Source organism: Vibrio sp. 10N.261.46.E11 (assembly GCF_041472735.1).
In the GTDB taxonomy this organism is placed as follows: Bacteria; Pseudomonadota; Gammaproteobacteria; order Enterobacterales; family Vibrionaceae; genus Vibrio.
This window is the reverse complement of sequence record NZ_JBFRQW010000047.1, coordinates 41,850-64,820: the sequence shown is the minus strand read 5'-3', so window position 1 is coordinate 64,820 and position 22,971 is coordinate 41,850. Positions and strand designations below refer to the sequence as shown.

Genomic DNA, 22,971 nt, shown 5'->3' with positions numbered 1-22,971 from the left:
ATTGCTTTAATCACAATAACTAAGGATCTTTAAAGACAGTTTTCAAATTTTTTTTGATTATTTATGCACAAAAATAAAAATATGAAAAATGTTGTATAAAAACTTGGTTTTCCAAAATGGTGTCCTTTAATGCCTCTAAATACGATCAGTTAGCTAGTAGCAACGGAGGCTGTAATGGCAGGCGAAAATAACCAAAACAATCAAAATGAAGATCTAAATGACGCGGTAGAACAAACGGACACGAACGACGCGGGTACACCCTCCCAACAGCAGAATCAACAAAATCAACAGAATACGATTGCGACTACGATAGCGACGGGTGCTGAAAACACCGACGCAGCAGACGAAATTAACCAAGCGTTAGAAGACAATCCAAGTGGCGCTGGTAATTCAGAAGAAGCAGCGGCTTCAGGTGGTGCGGTTCAAGAGGAAACTCCAGAAAGTGGTGGTGATTCAGATGCTGCTCAATCAAACGTTGTAGACAGTGCCACTTCGGACGCTGGTGCAGGTGATGCAACTGGCAGTGGCGGCGGTTCAGGTGCCGGTGCACAAGCTGTAGGTGGTGGCGAGAGTACCGCTTCTGAAGGTGGTTCAGATGCCGAAGGTAATGAAGAGCAGGGCCAAGCAGCGAGAACGTCAGCTGCACCTAGTGCGGATTCTTCTGGCTCTGACGAACAACCAGTGGGCGATGATTTAGATTCACAAACGGTTGAAGAGACATTCGCCGTTGATGTTCAAGCTTCGGACGAAGAGACCATCAATGAAGTAGAAGATGACTTTGATTCAGAGACGGTAAGTGAAACGTTCAAAATCAAAGTAGAAAGTGAAAATGATGCGCCAGAAGCGGAACAAGATCTGGCTTACATCATGGATGAAGATGGCTCCATCACATTCACTCAAGAACAATTACTCGAATACGCAAGTGATGTTGATGGTGATGAGCTGGTTGCTTCAAACGTTCAAGTTGCTGCTGATGCAACAGTTCAAGACAATGGTGATGGTACTTTCACCGTTGTTCCTTCAGCTGACTTTAATGGTGAACTTGACCTTACTTTCGACATCAGTGACGGCCAAGAAACGATTAGTAGCGCAATTGATTTAACGGTACGTCCGATTAATGATGCGCCTGTTCCTGAAGATAAAACGTTTGAAATCGATGAAGACGGAACTTTTGTATTCACCGACGCTGACCTTCTTTCTGGTGCGACAGACATTGATGGTGACAACCTAACGGTTGAAGGTGTTACCTATGATGGCGGTGACGGTATTCTTACCGACAACGGTAATGGCACGTACACCTTTGCGCCAAATGAAAACTTTAATGGCGACGTTAACTTCAGCTTCGATGTGTCTGACGGTACCGATACAGTCTCTGCGAACATCGATGTAAGCGTAACTGCGGTTGATGATGTGCCAGTGTCTGGTGACTTAGCTTACTCAGTAGATGAAGATGGTTCGATTCGTTTAAGCCAAGAGCAACTGCTGTCGCAAGCATCTGATGTTGAAGGCGATGATCTGACTGCAAGCAGCCTAACGGTTGATGGTGATGCAACGGTAACTCAAAACGAAGACGGCAGCTTTACCATTACGCCAGATGAGAACTTTAACGGCGACATCGATATCAGCTTCGATATCTCAGATGGTACGAATACGGTTCAAGCATCTGCTGACCTAACAGTTAATCCAATCAACGACTTGCCAGTTCCTCAAGATCAACAATTCAGTGTTGAGGAAGACGGTACGCTAATCTTTACGGACGCAGACCTGCTAACAGGTGCCACAGACATTGAAGGCGACAACCTTTCCGTTGAAGGTGTTACCTACGATGGTGGTGACGGTATTCTTACCGACAACGGTAATGGTACTTACACTTTTGCGCCAAACGAGAACTTCAATGGTGACGTCAACTTCAGCTTCGATGTGTCTGACGGTACCGATACAGTCTCTGCGAACATCGATGTAAGCGTTACCGCGGTTGATGATGCGCCAGTGTCGGGTGATTTAGCTTACTCGGTAGATGAAGACGGTTCGATTCGTCTGAGCCAAGAGCAACTGCTGTCGCAAGCATCAGATGTTGAAGGCGATGACCTAACGGCTAGTAGCCTAACGGTTGATGGTGATGCGACGGTTACTCAAAACGACGATGGCAGCTTTACCATTACGCCAGATGAGAACTTCAATGGCGATATCGATATCAGCTTTGATATCTCAGATGGCACCAATACGGTTCAAGCATCTGCTGACCTAACCGTTAACCCAATCAATGACTTGCCAGTTCCTCAAGATCAACAATTCAGTGTTGAAGAAGACGGCACGCTCATCTTTACAGATGCAGATCTGCTAACAGGTGCGACAGACATTGAAGGCGACAACCTTTCAGTTGAAGGTGTTACCTACGATGGCGGCGACGGCGTTCTCACCGACAACGGTAATGGCACATATACATTCGCGCCAAACGAGAACTTCAATGGCGACGTAAACTTCAGCTTCGATGTGTCTGACGGCACCGATACAGTCTCAGCGAACATCGATGTTAGCGTAACTGCGGTTGATGATGCGCCAGTTTCTGGTGATTTAGCTTACTCAGTAGATGAAGACGGTTCGATTCGTCTAAGCCAAGAGCAACTGCTGTCTCAAGCATCCGATGTGGAAGGTGATGACCTAACAGCTAGTAGCCTAACGGTTGATGGTGATGCAACAGTTACTCAGAACGAAGATGGCAGCTTTACCATCACGCCAGATGAGAACTTCAATGGTGACATCGATATCAGCTTCGATATCTCCGATGGCACCAATACGGTTCAAGCGTCTGCCGACCTAACCGTAAATCCAATTAACGACCTTCCAGTTCCTCAAAATCAACAATTTAGTGTTGAAGAAGACGGCACGCTCATCTTTACAGATGCAGACCTCCTAACGGGTGCAACCGATATTGAAGGTGATAACCTTACGGTTGAAGGTGTGACCTACGATGGCGGCGACGGTATTCTTACCGACAATGGTAATGGTACGTACACTTTTGCGCCAAATGAAAATTTCAACGGCGACGTCAACTTCAGCTTCGATGTATCAGACGGTACCGATACGGTAGCGGCAAACATCGATGTAAGCGTAACAGCGGTTGATGATGCACCAGTATCTGGCGACCTTGCTTACTCAGTGGACGAAGACGGTTCTATTCGCCTAAGCCAAGAACAACTGCTTTCTCAAGCTTCTGACGTGGAAGGCGATGACCTAACTGCTAGTGGCTTAACGGTTGGCGGCGATGCAACCGTTACTCAGAACGACGATGGAAGTTTTACCATCACGCCAGACGAGAACTTCAATGGCGACATTGATATCAGCTTTGATATCTCAGATGGCACCAATACAGTTCAAGCCTCTGCAGATTTAACCGTTAACCCAATCAATGACCTGCCAGTTCCTCAAGATCAACAATTCAGTGTTGAAGAAGACGGCACACTTATCTTCACTGACGCTGATCTATTAACAGGCGCGACAGACATTGAAGGTGACAACCTTACGGTTGAAGGTGTGACCTACGATGGCGGCGACGGTATTCTTACTGATAACGGTAATGGCACATATACCTTTGCTCCGAATGAAAATTTCAATGGTGACGTAAACTTCAACTTCGATGTATCAGACGGTACTGATACGGTAGCGGCAAACATCGATGTAAGCGTCACAGCGGTTGATGATGCACCAGTATCTGGCGACCTTGCTTACTCAGTCGATGAAGACGGTTCGATTCGTTTAAGCCAAGAGCAATTACTTTCTCAAGCATCTGATGTAGAAGGCGATGATCTAACTGCTAGTGGCCTAACGGTTGGTGGCGATGCGACAGTTACTCAAAACGACGATGGCAGCTTTACTATCACGCCCGATGAGAACTTCAATGGCGATATCGATATCAGCTTTGATATCTCAGATGGCACGAATACGGTTCAAGTTTCTGCCGATTTAACTGTTAACCCAATCAATGACCTGCCAGTTCCTCAAGATCAACAGTTCAGTGTTGAAGAAGACGGTACGCTGCAGTTTACTGATGCAGATCTGCTAACCGGTGCAACCGATATTGAAGGTGATGATTTGACGGTAGAAGGCATCAGTTATGAAGGGACTGATGGGGTACTGACAGACCATGGTGACGGCTCATACAGCTTTGCGCCCAATGAAAACTTCAATGGCGACGTGAACTTTAGCTTCGATGTTTCAGACGGCACCGATACGGTGTCTGCAAACATTGATGTTAGCGTGACTCCAGAGAACGATCCGCCAGTTGCTGGCTCTACGTCTTACACAGTTAATGAAGACAATTCGATTACCATTTCTGATGCACAACTATTGGCAACATCTTCAGATATTGAAGGTGATGTATCGATAGACAGCGTAACTTACTCGGGTAGTGATGGTGTCCTTGAAATCAACGGTAACGGTACTTACACCTTCTCGCCAAACGAGAACTTCAATGGTGAAATTGCCCTAGATGTCGTGGTTGCCGATGAAGAAGGTGCAACCGATGCGACAACTGCGGGTATCACCGTACTTGAAGTGAACGATCCGCCAGTTGCTGGCCCAACGTCTTACACCATTGATGAAGACTCAGTACTGACCTTCAGTGAGTCACAAGTGCTACTGCATGCTTCTGATGTAGAAGGGGATGTTGAGCTTGTTGGTATTAATTACAACGGCCCTGACGGTATCTTCTCGGTAAATGGTGACGGCACTTGCAGCTTCGCTCCGAATGAGAACTTTAATGGCCAAGTTCAACTTGATGTGACCATTCGTGATGAAGATGGTGCAGAAGTTGATACCGTCATTAACGTGGATGTTCTGCCAATTAACGATGCACCAGTCTCGGGTGATTTGGCTTACAACGTTAATGAGGATGGTTCAATCACCTTGAGTCAAGAACAACTACTGTCTCAAGCATCTGATGTTGAGGGCGATGACCTAACGGCGAGCGACCTAACGGTTGATGGTAACGCAACGGTAACCGCTAATGATGATGGTAGCTTCACCATTGTTCCAGATACGAACTTTAATGGTGACGTTGATATCCAATTCAACATCACAGATGGCACTGACACGGTTCAAGCTACTGCGGATTTAACCGTTAATCCTGTTAATGACTTACCGGCTCCTCAAGACCAACAATTCAGCATTGAAGAAGACGGTACGCTGCAATTCACTGACGCTGACCTGCTTGCAGGTGCCACCGATATTGATGGCGATGACCTCACCGTAGAAGGCATCAGCTACACAGGTGGTGACGGTGTATTAACAGACCATGGTGATGGTACTTATACCTTTGCACCAAACGAGAACTTCAATGGTGATGTGAACTTCAGTTTCGATGTCTCTGATGGCACAGAAACGGTTAGCGCAAACATTGATGTGAGCGTGACGCCTGAGAATGATCCGCCAGTTGCGGGTTCCACTTCGTACATGGTGAACGAAGACAATGCGATTACCATTTCTGATGAGCAATTATTAGCTAACTCTTCGGATATTGAAGGTGCGGTGTCGGTCGATAGCGTGACCTACAGCGGCACTGATGGTGTTTTCCAAGATAACGGCGACGGCAGTTACACCTTCCTTCCTAATGAAAACTTCAGCGGTGACATTAGCCTTGATGTGATTGTTGCAGATGAAGAGGGTGCAATTGATGAAACCACAGCAGGCATTACCGTTCTTGAAGTGAACGATCCACCTGTTGCAGGGCCAACGTCTTACACCATTGATGAAGATTCAGTTCTAACGTTCAGCGAATCTCAGATTCTTGTGAATGCCTCAGACGTTGAAGGTGACGTTGAGCTTGTCGGTATCAACTACGACGGGTCGGGCGGTATCTTCACCGTCAATGGTGATGGAACATGCAGTTTCGCGCCAAATGAAAACTTCAATGGTCAGGTTCAACTTGATGTGACTATTCAAGATGAAAGTGGCGCTACGGTTGAAACGCACATCAATGTTGATGTATTGCCAATCAACGATCCACCGGTATCTGGTGATCTGGCTTACACGATTAACGAAGACAGCTCAATCACGCTGACACAAGATCAATTGTTAGCACGAGCGGGTGACATCGATAGCGATAATCTAGAAGCGATTAATCTATCGACGGATGAAAACGCGACCATTCAACAAAACGAGGATGGCAGCTACACCATTACACCAGACGCTGATTACAACGGCGACCTAGACCTAAGCTTCGATATCATCGATAACGATGGTGGTGAGGTTCAAGTTGGTCTCGATATCACTGTCAATCCACTGAACGACTTGCCACAAGCGCAAGATCAACAGTTCACAATTGAAGAAGATGGCACCTTACTGTTTACCGATGAAGACCTACTTGCTGGAGCATCGGATATTGATGGTGATGAGCTGTCGATTGAAAATGTACTTTACACAGGTGCAGACGGTGTTCTGAGTGACAACGGTGACGGTACTTACAGCTTTGCACCAAACGAGAACTTCAATGGTGATGTACAATTCTCATTCGACGTTTCTGATGGCACCGATTCAACGGCTGCGGTTATCGATGTTAGCGTAACGCCAGAAAACGATCCGCCAGTTGCGGGCTCAACATCGTACACAGTTCAAGAAGATGGCCAAATTACGATCAGTGATGAGCAGCTATTAGCGAATTCTTCTGATGTTGAAGGCGATGTTTCACTATCAAGTGTTAGTTACACTGGTGATGATGGTTCGTTTGTTGATAACGGTAATGGCACATACACCTTCACGCCAAATGAAAACTTCGATGGTGACATCTCATTGGATGTTGAGGTCGTCGACGAAGATGGCGCTACGGCAACTACCACAGCAGGCATTGATGTTATTGCTGTGAATGATGTACCTGAAACTTCGGGCATTCAGGCTGAAGTTGACGAAGATAATTCAATCACTATTACTCAAGATCAGTTACTTGCGAATGCGACCGACGTTGAAGGTGATGAGTTAACGGCAACTAACCTACAAACCAACGATCCTGACGCGACGATCGTTGCGAATGACGATGGCTCATTCACTATCACGCACACAGAAAACTTCAATGGCGAGTTGGACTTCACATACAACATCAGTGATGGTGAGAATGAAGTTCTAACGACACTCGATCTAACGGTTAATCCAGTTAATGATGCGCCAGAAGCGGGCGAAGAGATCTTCATCCAAGCGCAAGAAGATCAAACGGTTGGTGTGACGCTTCGTGAAGAACCTGCACTACGTTTAGACCAAGCGCCAGAAAACGGCATCATTGAAGCCAATCTTGATAATGAGTGGGTGGTTCTGGAAGTTGGGCAAGAAGTTCCTGCCGATACAGAAGTACGCTTTGTACCAAGTGAAGACGCTTTAGCTGAAGGCACGCATACCACACAAATTGGTACCTTCGACGATAACGCTAGCGTAGACGATTGGGGTACAGAAGTTGACCCTTACACTCGTGAGTTCTCGGATGGCGACCTAACCGTCACGGTTCAAAGTAACGACGATCCGCTTGGGGCGTGGAATGGTAATACCCACATTGGTCATGGTATCGGTGATACCGACCGTCAAGGCTTGAGTGGTGATGAAAAACTGACTATCTCGGTTGAAGGTCAAGACATCAATGAAATCAGCTTCCACCTAGATGGTTTGGGCGGTTGGTTCATGGAAGAGTCACGTCACTTTACTGAAGTCGAAATTCGCGCCTTCAATGAAGATGGCGACATGATTGACTCCATGACTTACCACAAAGAAGACCGCGGTACTTTCGAGACGGATTACACGTTAACCGTTGACCAACCAGTGTCTTACTTTGAACTCGGCACAGTTCAAGGAAATGGTACTTATGTTGTTCAAAATATGACCGTATCACAAACTTGTCATGATGAAGCCGTGTTCACATCGATTGGTGTAGACGGTTCAGAAATTACCGAAACGGTTGAGTTGAACATCCACGCGGGTGACAACGAAATTGAGCTAACGGCTGATCTTCCTAATATCACTATCGATACTGAAGGTTCTGCTCAATTTGCTTCTGTTGTGATTACAGAAGAACAGTTACTGGCACAAGCATCAGATATCGATGGCGATGATCTTGATATTCAAAATCTTGAGCTGGTGGGTGAAAACTCAGAGCATGCAACACTGACTGACAACGGTGATGGTACTTGGACGGTGACACCAGATGAAAACTTCTATGGTGAAATTGAGCTGGGTTACCAAGTTTCTGATGGTGAACTGACTGATGACAACATCATTAACATCAACTTTGAGTCGGTTAATGATGCGCCAATCGTTTCTGGTCCAATGGTTCTATCGACAGACGAAGACCAAGGTATTACGTTCGGTGCTGATGATTTACTGTCGAACACTACAGATGTAGAAGGCGATGCGCTGTCTATTTCTGACATCACTTACGGTGGTGATGACGGTGATTTAGTTGACAATGGTGATGGTACATTTACCTTCATGCCGAATGAAAACTTCAATGGTGAAATCGACATCGACTACAAGGTGTTTGATGGTACTGATGAAGTTGCAACGCATCTAGACCTAACGGTTGTACCAGTCAATGATGTGCCAGTTCCTGGCGAACCATTGCACACCCAAATGCTTGAAAATGGCTCTATGATCATCGAAGCGAAAGACCTATTGTCTGGCGCGACCGATGTTGATGGTGACATTCTTCATGTCGAAAACCTATTACTTGCAGACCAAACACAAGGTACGTTAACGGATAATGGTGATAATACCTTTACCTTCGAACCTGCAGAGGACTTCTACGGTGAAGTGAACCTGACCTTCGATATCAGTGACGGTCAAGCAAGCGCACCAAGTACTGCAAGAGTAGACGTTGAAATTGTCAACGAAGGCCCTGAAGTGAGCGGTCCAATTGAAGCCGCTGTTGATGAAGATGGTTCAATCACTATCACTCAAGAGGATCTGTTAGCGAATGCAACGGATGTTGATGGCGATAACCTTGAAGCGGTTAACTTTGCGACCAACGATCCAAATGCGGTTGTTGTAGAAAACCCAGACGGTAGCTTCACGATTACACCAAGTGCTGATTTCTTTGGTGAGATTGAATTTACTTACGATGTCACTGACGCGATCGAAACTGTTGCAGCTGACCTTAACCTAACCGTAAACCCAATCAATGATGCACCAGACGTTCCAGACATGTCTTTCACAACGGAAGATGGTCAAGCGATCACCATTACAGAAGCTGAACTATTAGCACAAGCGACAGATGTTGAAGGTGATGAGCTTTCCGTACTGAACGTGACAAGTGCGAGTGATACGGTAGATGTGACAGACAATGGTGATGGCACATACACATTAACGCCAGAGCAGGGCTTCTTCGGCAATGTTGACTTAACGTTTGATGTGAGTGACGGCACCGACGTGGTGGCTGCAAACATCGACCTAAAAGTTGAGTTCGTTAATGATGCGCCAGAAGCAACACCAATGGTTGCGGATGTCGACGAAGATGGTTCAATTCTCGTTACACAAGCGATGTTGCTGGAGAACGCGAGTGACCAAGATGGTGATGAACTGTTTGCGAGCGCGCTAGAAACCAACGATCTGAATGCAAGTATCGTAGACAATGGCGATGGTACTTACACAGTAACACCTTCGGAAAACTTCAATGGTGATATCGCATTCACGTATGAAGTAAGTGATGGTGAACTCAGTACCACCAATGACATGACATTGACCGTGAATCCGGTGAATGACATTCCAATTGTTGCTCCAGGCATGTACCACATCGAAGAGGATGGCAGCATCCTGTTCACTCAAGAAGATCTATTGAGCGGTGCGATTGATATTGATGGCGATGACCTCAGCGTTACTAGCATTAATTACTCTGGCGATGAAGGCACGGTAACCGATAACGGCGATGGCACGTTTAGCTTCGTTCCTGAAGAGCACTTTAGTGGTGACCTACAGTTCAGCTTTACGGTTACCGACGGCACTGACGAGGTAGAACAAGACCTTAACGTTCATATTGAAGCGGTCGCGGATGCGCCGGATCTTGTGATAACCGATGGCGACGGCGTTAACGTTGATGACCAAGCTATTTTGGTTGAGCCAGGCGGCATTGTTGAGCTTAATATTGCGGCGGCACTGGTAGACCAAGATCTATCAGAAACACTGACGGTAACGGTTGATGGTGTGCCAGAAGGTTCGGTTATTCAATACGATAACGAAGGCGTTCTGAATGACCAAGAGAACGGCATCACCAGTTACAACGACACAGAAATTACAGTAACGTTTGAAGGTGAAACGGCAGGTTACCAAAACGCAGCGGGTTACTACAAAGTCGATGAAGACGGTAATATCACGGGTGTTGAAGTTGTTTACGAAAACGCGTCACAAGTTGGTGGCGGCGGTGACCTTGTTCCAGGACAAGACCAGTTCAGCTTCCAAGTTGAAGAAGGTGAAAGTTTCAATCTGTTCTTGATTCCAAACGGACATCAGCACAATGACTTTGACGCGATGCAAGACGGTCAGTACGAGTTCCGTGCTGAGGATGGTTCACCTGCGAACATGGATACGGTTGATCCTCAACTTGTATTTGTTGCTGCCGATGGCACTGAAACCGTAGTTCAAGGGCAGAATGGCGATGCGATCTTCCATGGTGGTTCAAGCTCTCAGCTAAACCAAGATGGTATCGAGCATACTCGCACGACGGTTAATGAAGATGGCGAGCTCGTTTACGGATTTGAAGATTTGTATGGCGGCGGTGATGCTGACTATTCAGACTTCAATTTCACAATCGATGTGGGTGAAGTGAACAGCCAAATCTACAGTGGTGAAGTGACGGTTGGTCCTGATGGTACGGTGAACTTACCAACAACGGCTATCGAAAATGCTCTACAGATCCAGTTACCAGAAGACTTCAATGAGCAGCTTGAAGTTCATGTAACCGCAACTGCGACAGAGTTATCGAATGATGATTCTGAAACGGTTTCCCAAACCATTTACATTAACGCGACAGGCGCACACATTGAGCATGCACCTGAAGCACTTCCTGTTGCAGCAACAGTGGAAGAAGATGGTTCTATCATCATTACGCAAGAAGACTTGTTAGCTAATGCTCGTGATTTAGATGGCGACCAACTAACAGCGCTTAACTTAGCGACTGATGACGACAGCGTAACTATCACAGATAACGGGGATGGTACTTACACATTAACGCCAGATGCTGACTTCAATGGCGATGTTAGCTTTACGTTTGATGTGTCTGATGGCGATGATGTTGTCTCTACCAACCTAGAGCTAACAGTTTCACCAGTGAACGATGGTCCAGAAGCACAAGACCAAGCATTCACAGTCAATGAAGATGGTGTATTAACCTTCAATGACCAAGACCTATTAACAGGTGCGACGGACATTGAAGGGGACGACCTAAGCGTTGAAGGTGTGACTTACACTGGCGCAGATGGTGTTCTAACCGATAGTGGCGATGGTACATACAGCTTCGCGCCAAACGAAAACTTCAATGGAGATGTAAACTTCTCGTTCAATGTATCAGATGGTACCGATACGGTAACCGCTAACATTGATGTCAGCGTGACGCCAGAGAATGATCCTCCAGTGGCGGGTAGCACGTCTTACACGGTTCATGAAGACAACTCCATCACGATCAGTAACGAACAATTGCTAGCGAACTCTTCAGATATTGAAGGTGAAGTAGCGATTGATAGTGTTACCTATAGTGGCAGTGACGGTGTTCTAGAAATCAACGGTGACGGCACATATACCTTCTCTCCAAACGAGAACTTCAATGGCGAAGTTAGCCTTGATGTGGTTGTTGTGGATGAAGACGATGCAGCCGTATCGACGACTGCGGGCATTACGGTTCTAGAAGTGAACGATCCGCCAGTTGCTGGCCCAACGTCTTATACTATCGATGAAGACTCGGTACTGACCTTTAATGAGTCTCAAGTTCTGCTGAACGCCTCTGATATTGAAAGTGACGTACAACTTGTTGAGATCAACTACGACGGCCCAGACGGAATCTTCTCAATCAATGGTGACGGCACATGTAGCTTTGCACCGAATGAAAACTTCAACGGCCAAGTGCAGTTGGATGTGACCATTCAAGATGAAGACGGCGCTCAAGTTGATACTCATATTACGGTTGATGTCCTACCAATCAATGATGTTCCAGTATCAGGAGACTTGGCATACAGCGTAGAGGAAGATGGTTCGATTACCTTGAGCCAAGAGCAACTTCTTTCTCAAGCTAGCGATGTAGACGGAGACGACCTTACTGCTTCTAACTTAATTGTTGATGGAGACGCGACAGTTGTTGCTAATGATGATGGTAGCTTTACCATTACGCCAGATGCGAACTTCAATGGCGACATTGATCTCACGTTCGACATTAGCGACGGTACCGATACGCTGGTTGCGACGGCTGACCTCACCGTTAATCCAGTTAATGACCTTCCACAACCACAAGATCAAACGTTCAGCATTGGCGAAGACGGCATCTTGAACTTCACAGATGAAGACTTGCTAACAGGTGCTACCGATATCGATGGGGATGACCTATCGGTTGAAGGTGTGACTTACACTGGCGCCGACGGTGTTCTTACTGACAATGGCGACGGAAGCTACAGCTTTGCGCCAAACGAGAACTTCAATGGTGATGTGAACTTCAGTTTTGATGTGTCAGATGGCACGGATACGGTTCAAGCCAACATTGATGTCAGCGTGACACCAGAGAACGATCCGCCTGTTGCGGGGAGCACGTCTTACACAGTTCATGAAGACAACTCAATCACAATTAGCGACGAACAGTTACTCGCTAACTCTTCAGACATTGAAGGTGAAGTGGCAGTCGATAGCGTGACTTACACTGGCGCTGATGGTGTCTTTGAAGACAACGGTGACGGTACTTACACCTTCTCACCAAACGAAAACTTCAACGGTGAAGTTAGCCTGGATGTTGTCGTTACCGATGAGGAAGGGGCAACCGAAGCGACCACCGCGGGTATTACTGTTCTTGAGGTGAACGATCCACCAATCGCAGGCTCAACCAGCTACTCAGTCAACGAAGACGAAGTTATCACCATTAGTTCAGAGCAACTGTTGGCGAATGCTTCTGATATTGAAGGTGAAGTGGCGATTGATAGCGTTAACTACACAGGCTCCGACGGTATCTTTACCGACAATGGTGATGGCACATTTAGCTTCGCACCAAACGCGAACTTCGATGGTGATGTAAGCCTGGATGTTGTCGTTACTGATGAAGATGGTGCAACTGTAGCGACCAACGCAAGCATTGATGTTCTGCCTGTTAACGATGCTCCGGTATCGGGCGACTTGGCGTACAGCGTGGACGAAGATGGTTCAATTACCTTGAGCCAAGAGCAATTACTTGCTCAAGCGAGCGATGTTGACGGCGATGACTTAACAGCGGCTAACCTAACCGTTGGTGGTGATGCGACCGTCACTGCAAACGATGACGGTAGCTTTACTATCACACCAGATGCGAACTTCAATGGCGACATTGATTTGAACTTCGATATTACCGATGGTGATGCGACGCTTCAAGCAACGGCTGACCTAACGGTTAACCCAGTCAACGATCTGCCAACAGTCGGTGAGCCACAGTTTGTGACTCAAGAAGACACCAGCTTTACCTTCACTGAAGAACAGCTTCTGCAAAACGCAGGCGATATTGATGGCGACAACCTGTCGGTCGAAAATGTCGCTTCTGATAGCGGTACTTTGGTTGATAACGGCGACGGTACTTACACATTTGCTCCGAATGAAAACTTCGATGGCAATGTAAATGTGACCTTCGATGTGAATGACGGCACAGCGATAGTACCAGCAGAAGCGACGATTGATGTTCAATCTGTGGTTGATATGCCAGAGCTGTCGATTGCGTCTGACTTGGTGATTGCTTCAGACAACTTCGAGTCTGGCTCAAACGGCTGGAATACAGGCACTGAAAGCTCACAAGGCTTCGAATCAGGTGACATGCTAGGTCGTATTGGTGGTACTGGTAGCGATGAAGCAGTCAGCAAAACTTACGACATTCCAAGTGATGTGAGCGAAGTTAATATCTCGTTTAGCTTCTACGAAATCGACTCTTGGGATGGTGAGTTGTTCCAAATCTTTGTTGGTGGCGAAGAGCTAACTACATTAGATAATTCAGCGTTCCAAACTCAAGATGGCACAACAACGCTTTACGACTCAGAAGGTAATGAAGTCGGCGAAGTGATTCACGGCGCATCGCAAGGTGAGGGCTTCAGTGGTTGGAATGACCAAGCACACCAAATCAACCTAACGGTACCCGTCGAAGACGGCCAACTTGAACTTGGCTTCGGTTCAACCCTGAATCAAAGCGTCAATGACGAGTCGTTTGGTATCGACAACATCGAAATCTCAGTGTCAGACGCGGATTACCAAATCATTGGTACTGAAGACACGCCAGTACCGCTGGATATTGATGCTGCATTAACGGATACCGATGGTTCAGAAAATCTCGCTATCTTGATTGAAGATGTACCGGAAGGAAGTTCGCTTTCTGCAGGTACCGATAACGGTGATGGCACATGGTCATTGCAACCAGGCGAGCTAGAAGGGCTAGAGTTTATCCCTTCAGGTGACTTCAATGGTGATGTGGTTCTAACCGTGAATGCGACATCGACTGATGTTGATACGGGCACCACCGCAACGGCAACACAAGATGTGACGATTCACATCTCGCCAGCGAATGATGCTCCAGAAGTTGATGGTGATATCAGTGCCGTTACGGCCGAAGACAATAGTATCACGCTAACTCAAGAGCAGTTGCTAGAGCACGCTGTCGATATTGATGGTGATGACCTATCCGCAATCAATCTAACCACTAATGACGAAAATGCGACCGTTGAAATGAACGACGATGGCAGCTTCACCATTACTCCGAGTGAAAACTTCAACGGTAATATTGAATTTAGTTACGATGTCACCGATGGGGAAGAGATGGTCGCTGCTGGCCTAGACTTGACGGTAACACCAGTCAATGACGCGCCAGAGCCACAAGACCAAGCATTCACTATTGGTGAAGATGGCGTTCTTAACTTCACTGACGCTGACCTGTTAACAGGTGCAACGGATGTTGAAGGTGATGACCTGACGGTAGAAGGTGTGACATACACGGGTGCTGATGGCGTTCTTACTGATAATGGCGACGGAAGCTACAGCTTTGCGCCAAACGAGAACTTCAATGGTGATGTGAGCTTCAGCTTTGATGTGTCAGATGGCACAGATATGGTTCAAGCCAACATTGATGTGAGTGTGACGCCAGAGAACGATCCACCAGTGGCGGGTAGCACGTCTTACACCGTTCATGAAGACAACTCAATCACGATCAGTAATGAACAGCTATTAGCTAACTCTTCGGATATCGAAGGTGAGGTTGCCGTCGACAGTGTGACTTACTCTGGCACAGACGGTGTGTTTGAAGACAACGGTGACGGCACGTATACCTTCTCACCAAACGAGAACTTCAATGGCGAAGTAAGCTTAGCGGTTGTTGTGACCGATGAAGAAGGGGCAACAGAAGCGACCACAGCGGGAATCACCGTACTTGAGGTGAACGATCCGCCAATCGCAGGCTCAACCAGCTACTCAGTCAACGAAGATGAAGTTATCACTATCAGTGCCGAGCAACTGTTGGCGAACGCTTCTGATATTGAAGGCGAAGTGGCGATTGATAGCGTTAACTACACCGGTTCAGACGGTATCTTTACTGATAATGGTGACGGTACGTTCAGCTTCGCACCGAACGCTAACTTCGACGGTGATGTCAGCCTTGATGTAGTGGTGACTGATGAGGACGGTGCAACGACAGCCACAACGGCAAGCATTGATGTTCTGCCAATTAATGATCCACCAGTATCTGGCGACTTGGCGTACGGCATTGATGAAGATGGCTCGATTACTCTGACTCAAGAGCAATTGCTATCTCAAGCATCGGATGTCGATGGTGATGACCTAACGGCAAGCAACCTAAGTGCAGGTGATAACGCGACTGTTGTTGATAATGGCGACGGTACCTTTACGGTGACACCAGATGCTGACTTCAACGGCAACATCGACCTAAGCTTTGACATCTCTGATGGTACCGAATCGATTGTGGCGAACGCCGATCTAACGGTTAACCCAATCAATGACCTACCAACCAGCGATGATGTTTATGCCAACGTTGATGAAGACAACACCATCACTATCACGCAGGAGCAGTTACTTGCGAATGCCGCTGATATTGAGGGCGATGACCTTGTCGCTTCCGACTTAACCTTAGTGGGTGACGATGCATCGATTGTCGATAACGGCGATGGCACGTTCTCAATCACTCCAAGCGAGAACTTCAATGGCTACATCGATGTTGCCTACAGCATCAGCGATGGCGACACACCAATTGCCGCTAACTTAGGCTTAACCGTTGACCCAGTTAACGACGCGCCAATTGTTTCTGCCGATGTGGCGATTACCATTGAAGAAGATGGTTCATACACAATCACTCAAGAAGAGCTCCTACAATTCGCAACTGACATCGAAGACGATGACATGACTGCAATTATCGGAGAGCCGGGTGATGAAACAACCGTAACCGGTACCGTGTTGGATGCTGAAACCAGTAACCCAGTGTCTGGTGCAGAGGTCACCCTGACCGACAGCGCTGGCAATAGCTACACCACAGTAACGGATGATTCAGGAAACTACTCTGTTACAGGTTCAGTCGTTGACCAAGGCACGGTCACCATTGAACAAGAAGGCTCAATCACCAGTAGCTTCATTGTCCCTGCGGGAGAGGATGTGAATGGTGGTGTGACCGCAATATCTGAAGTGCTTGAAGAAACAGATATGCGTATCGTTGTGACCTGGGGTGAAAGCCCACGTGATATGGATAACCACCTATGGCTCTACGATACAGAGAATGGTAACGAGCTAGACCATATCTACTACCGCGACATGAGCCATGATCTTGGTGAAGGTAACGTTGTTCAACAAGATGTTGATGACACGAATGGCGGTGGTCCTGAAACCATCACTATTCCGAACTACCAAGATGCGGACATGCACTATTCAGTACACAACTACACCGACAGAAGTTGGGATGTGGATGGTGTCGAAGATGTGCAAGTTCAGGTGTTTGTAGGCGATACATTGGTGGGAACATTTACCCCAGACTTACCTGACAATCCAACGGGTGAGCACTGGCACGTATTTGATATCGTGAACGGCGTTGTGGTTCCAAGCCAAGATGTGGGCAGTGAAAATGCGTTTGATTTACCAACAGCAGAAGAAGCGCTTGCTAATGAAAACGGCATTGATATCTCTGAATTGCTAACCGGCGATGGAGGTGATGACTCTGGTGATACGGATGGTAACGAACCAAGTGTGGGTGACATTTCTATCGATAACGCGCTAATCACTGATAACGGTGATGGTACTTACACCATTACGCCGGAAGAGAACTTCAACGGTGAATTCTCCATTAGCTACAACGTGGATGATGGTAACGGTGGGGTGACTCCAGCGGAACTAGATGTGACCGTAACAGCAGTCAACGATCTTTCTGTTATTTACGATCATGACTACACCATTAATGAAGATGGCTCGTTAACCTTCACTGATGATCAGTTATTGGCTGGTGCAACGGATATCGATGGTGATGACCTTTCTGTTGAATCGGTTAACTACGAAGGCACCGACGGTGTGTTCACGGATAACGGCGATGGCACTTATACCTTCGCTCCAAACGAGAACTTCAATGGTAGCGTCGACCTTACTTACGATGTCAGCGATGGCACTGATGTGGTATCGGCAAACATTGATGTTCAGGTTGTTCCAATCAATGACGTACCTGTCGCAGGCACAACATCTTACAGCGTTGAAGAAGATGGCAGTATTACTCTAAGCGATGCACAACTTCTGGCGAACAGCTCAGACGTTGAAGGGGATGTCTTTGTTAGCGATGTTAGCTACAGCGGCACAGACGGTGTGTTCACGGATAATGGTGATGGCACTTACACCTTCTCGCCGAACGAAAACTTTAACGGCGACATCAGCCTTGATGTGTCTGTTATGGATGAGGATGGCGCAACGGCTGAAACAACGGCAGGCATCGACGTTATTGCCGTCAACGACCTACCAGTTGCAGGTTCAACGACCTACAGTGTCGATGAAGATAATGTGATTATTATCTCTGATGCTCAGCTTCTTGCGAACAGTTCAGACATTGAAGGTGATGTATCCGTTAGTGACGTTTCTTACTCGGGTGCAGACGGTATCTTTACTGATAATGGTGACGGTACTTACAGCTTCGCACCAAACGAAAACTTCAACGGAAATGTCAGCCTAAATGTGACTGTTGCCGATGAAGACGGTGCAACCGCTCAAACGACGGCGGGTATTGACGTTATCGCAGTCAACGACGCTCCAGTCTCTGGCGACTTGGCTTACTCCGTGGATGAAGATGGTTCAATCACTCTAAGCCAAGAGCAATTGCTGGCTCAAGCTTCAGATGTGGATGGCGATGACCTTACCGCAGCTAACTTAACGGCAGGTGACAACGCAACAGTAACGGCAAACGATGATGGTTCATTTACCATCACACCAGATGCTAATTTCAATGGCGACATTGACCTAAGCTTCGACTTGTCTGACGGTACTGAAACGGTTGTTGCAACGGCAGACCTTACAGTTAATCCGGTAAATGATGTTGCGGTTGTTGAGGATGTGGCTTACACCATTGAAGAAGACGGTTCACTAACCTTTACGGATGAGCAGCTGCTAGCGGGCGCTTCTGATATCGATGGTGATGAGCTTTCAGTTGCTGATGTGTCTTACACAGGCGCAGAGGGTGTGTTCACCGACAATGGTGATGGTACTTACACTTTCGCTCCAAATGAAAACTTCAACGGCGAAGTCGATTTAAGCTTCTCAGTAAGCGATGGCACGGCTACCACTGACGCCAATATCGATATCACAGTTACCGACGTTAACGATGCACCAGTAGCGGGCGCAACGTCTTACCAAATGAACGAAGATGGCACTATCACATTGAGTCCTGAGCAGTTAATTGCGAACAGCTCAGATGTAGATGGTGAAGTATCACTTGATAGTGTGAGCTATTCAGGTGCAGACGGTATCTTGGTTCAAAACGAAGATGGTTCAGTTACCTTCGCTCCAAATGAAAACTTTAACGGTGACATCAGTCTTGATGTGACGGTTATTGATGACGATGGCGCAACGGCTGAAACTACCGCTGGTATTGAAGTGATTGCTGTCAACGATGCACCAGTAGCCGGAAACGTGGCTTACTCGGTTGATGAAGATGGTTCAATTACGTTATCTCAAGAACAGTTGTTGGCGAACGCTACCGATGTTGATGGTGATGCACTGACCGCAAGCAACCTATTCGCAGGTGACAATGCAACCGTCACAGCAAACGAAGATGGTTCATTTACTATCATGCCGGATGCTGATTTCAACGGTGACATTGACTTGAGCTTCGATGTGTCAGATGGCCTTGAAACGGTACAAGCTGGCGTCGACCTAACGGTTAACCCAGTCAATGACTTACCAACAGCAGAAGACCAAAGCTTCACTGTTGAGGAAGATGGAACACTAATCTTCACGGATGCAGACCTACTGGCAGGTGCTGCAGACATTGACGGCGATGACTTGTCTATCACGGATGTGTCTTACACGGGCGCAGAAGGTGTGTTCACAGATAACGGTGATGGCACTTACAGTTTTGCTCCTAACGAGAACTTCAATGGCGATGTAAACCTTGGCTTCACAGTGTCTGATGGCACTGAGAGAGTCGATGCCAATATTGATGTGACCGTAACGGACATTAATGACGCACCAGTGGCGGGTTCAACGTCTTACCAAATGAACGAAGATGGCACGATTACCATTAGCCCTGAGCAGTTGATTGCGAACAGCTCAGATGTTGATGGTGAAGTGTCGCTTGAAAGCGTGACTTACACTGGCTCTGACGGCGAATTGGTTCAAAACGATGATGGTTCTATGACCTTCACGCCGAGTGAGAACTTTAACGGTGATATCAGCCTAGATGTGGTTGTAACCGACGATGATGGTGCAACAGCGACAACAACGGCGGGTATTGAAGTTCTGGCTGTGAATGATGGACCTGAGTCGGAGGATGTGAAACTAACCACAGCCGAAGACAGCACCATTCTTATCACACAAGACATGTTGTTAGCTCAAGCTACCGACATTGATAACACCGCAGACGAGCTGTCAGCATCTGGTCTACAAATCGACCCTAGCTTGGGCGAGTTGCTAGACAACGAAGATGGTACTTGGTCATTCACGCCAAACGAAAACTTCAATGGCGATGTGCCAATGACGTTTAACGTTAGCGATGGCCAAGAGACAATCTCAGTCGACGGCAACATCGATGTCACGCCAGTGAATGACGCCCCTGAAGCGCCGACCATTGAGATGCAAGGCGAAGAAGATGTGGTTATGGTCATTGACCCGGCTTACATTGCGGATCAAGTGACGGATCTAGATGGTGACGAGATCAGCATCGAAAGCATCACGGTTCGTGCTCCAGCCAATGCGACCTTAACTCAGCAGCCAGACGGCATGTATCACTTAGTGACTACTCAAGACTTCAATGGCTTGGTAGAGCTGGGTTATCAAGCAACTGATGGTGAAGAAGTAGTTGATGGCTCGCTGAATGTGGATGTGATTCCAGTTAACGACGCTCCATTCAATGTCGGTAACGCAATGATGACCACAGACGAAGATGGCGCGTTCACCTTTGATGCTGGCGACTTGATGAACTTGTTCGGTGACATTGATACGGCTGACCTTGTGGTTTCACGCATTATCACCGCCGACGGTGAAGATGGTGGAGAAGTCACAGACAACGGCGATGGTACTTGGACATTCACACCAACGGGCGACTTTGCAGGCGTTTCAGACCTACAAGTTGTCGTGAGTGACGGTGAGTTTGAAACAGTTCTCGATGTTCCTGTATACGTTCGTCCTGTTGCGGATGGCGCGGTGATTACCACTGACCATGACGGTCCTCTAGTTTTCGGTGAAGATGAAACGGGTCACTTAGGACTGAACGTTGGTCTAGTCGATGATTCAGAAACGCTAAGTAACCTAGTGATGACAGGTTTCCCTGTTGGATTCGAAGTAACCGATGGTGTGAATACCGTGATGATCACTGAGCCGGGTCAATACATCGACCTGTTCGACTGGGATATTTCAAATATTCAAATGACGCCTCCTGAAGACTTCCATGGTGAGTTCTTCGTAACTGTAAGTGCAACAACGGTCGATTACGGAGATGAGCCAGAAGCGTTCGAAGATGGCATCGATTCTGGTGACTTCGAAACGGTAGCGGGTGATTCCATTATCCTTACCGCGGACGACCTAATTGGTTTGGCTGAGAATGTGGATGCAGACAGCGACGATGAAGTGAAGCTGGTTCATCTAGCAGACCGCAGCCAAGGTGAGATTGTCGATAATGGCGATGGCACTTGGACGTTCACACCGGCACCGGGCTTTACTGGCGAAGCAGACATTGCTTACGTGGTCGATAAAGATGGCGTGCTTCATGATGAGCAGACTGGCGTGGTCGTGAAAGAGGGCGATTCACAAGAGAATGCAGCACCAGAAGTGAACAGCATCACAACCACAGAAATCGCAGCGGACGCAACCTTGTCGTTCACGGATCAAGATATGCTAGCGAACCTGAGCGATGCAGAAGGCGATAGCTTGAGTATTGAGTCAGTGAGCTTGATGGAAGGTCAGGGCGTGATAGAGAGCGATAACCAAGGTAACTATCAATTCACACCTGCTGAAGATTACACCGGAGATGTACAAGTTGGATTTATAGCGACCGATGGCGAAAACCGCATCGAAAGCTTCTTCAACGTGGATATCCAAGGTGGCGATGAAACAGCCGCGAGTGAAGGTTATGCCTTAGCGGATGATGGTTCACTAACTATCACAGAGTCTCAGCTGGTGGATGAGTTGGGCGTTAGCGATACTGCACAAGTTGTTGATGTTGCAGACGCGAACGATGCAGGCTTCTTCGCTGAATCTGGTGAGGGTGAATGGACATACTGGCCAAACGAAGACTTCGACGGCAACTTAGCGATGAATGTCGACGTTAACGATGGTGGTGAAGTATCAAGCCATAGCTTAAGCATCCAAGTAGCCGATGACTCAGCACAGAGTGATGAACCACAAGTACAAGCCGCTCAAGCTACTGAAGAGCAGCAAGTGGACGTCGCACAACAAGCTGATGACCAAGCTCAAGACAGTGAAACAGAAGCCGAAGACAGCGTTGCTGACGTGACAGCGGCTCCGGGCGATACCATCTCTATCTCGATTCCAGATGAGGTGAGTGGTAACGAATCGGTTGATTACGCTGAAATGTCTGGCTTACCTGAAGGCTCTATAGTGAGTAACGCACTGGACAATGGTGATGGTAGCTTCACAATCAGCGGCAACTTAGAGCAGTCGGTATCGGTTGAACTTCCTGAGGGTTACGAAGGTACTAGCGAGATCCAATTCCAAGGTTACGACGAATTGGGTAGCTCAATAGACGGTGCAAGTGGCTCTGTTGAAGTTGAGGTTGATGATCAATACACCATGCAAGGTACTACTCAAGAGCAGCAACCAGACATGGCCGGTATGGAATCTGGTGGCAGCGATTGGACAAGTGCGGGTGGTCAAGACGAAGGTGTTGACTTCACGGACGACTCTGGAAGCTTCGATTCAGACTCTCAAACTGGAACCGATCAAGGCAACGACTTCGATCAAAGCTCGATCTAACCAAAAAGGTTGGGTTCGTTTGAGCCCACACACAGATAGGGCAGCGTAATGTTTCCCTCATCAAAGCCATGCAGAGCGAGCTTTGCATGGCTTTTTTATTTGTGCGGTCTTACTCGTTACTTGCTA

The 22,971-nt window shown here is 47.3% G+C and carries 1 protein-coding gene; it reads left to right on the top strand.

Translation table 11 applies throughout. The features are described from left to right. Window positions 1-174 precede the first annotated feature (174 nt). Window positions 175-22,845 carry a tandem-95 repeat protein gene (locus AB4407_RS15595; protein ID WP_372121198.1) on the top strand — a complete coding sequence of 7,557 codons (22,671 nt, stop codon included), beginning with the start codon at window positions 175-177 and terminating at the stop codon, window positions 22,843-22,845. The last annotated feature ends 126 nt before the right edge of the window (window positions 22,846-22,971 follow it).

Coding starts and splice junctions, on each gene's coding strand:
- AB4407_RS15595 (WP_372121198.1), top strand. CDS start 175: ATGGCAGGCGAAAATAACCAAAACAATCAAAATGAAGATCTAAATGAC.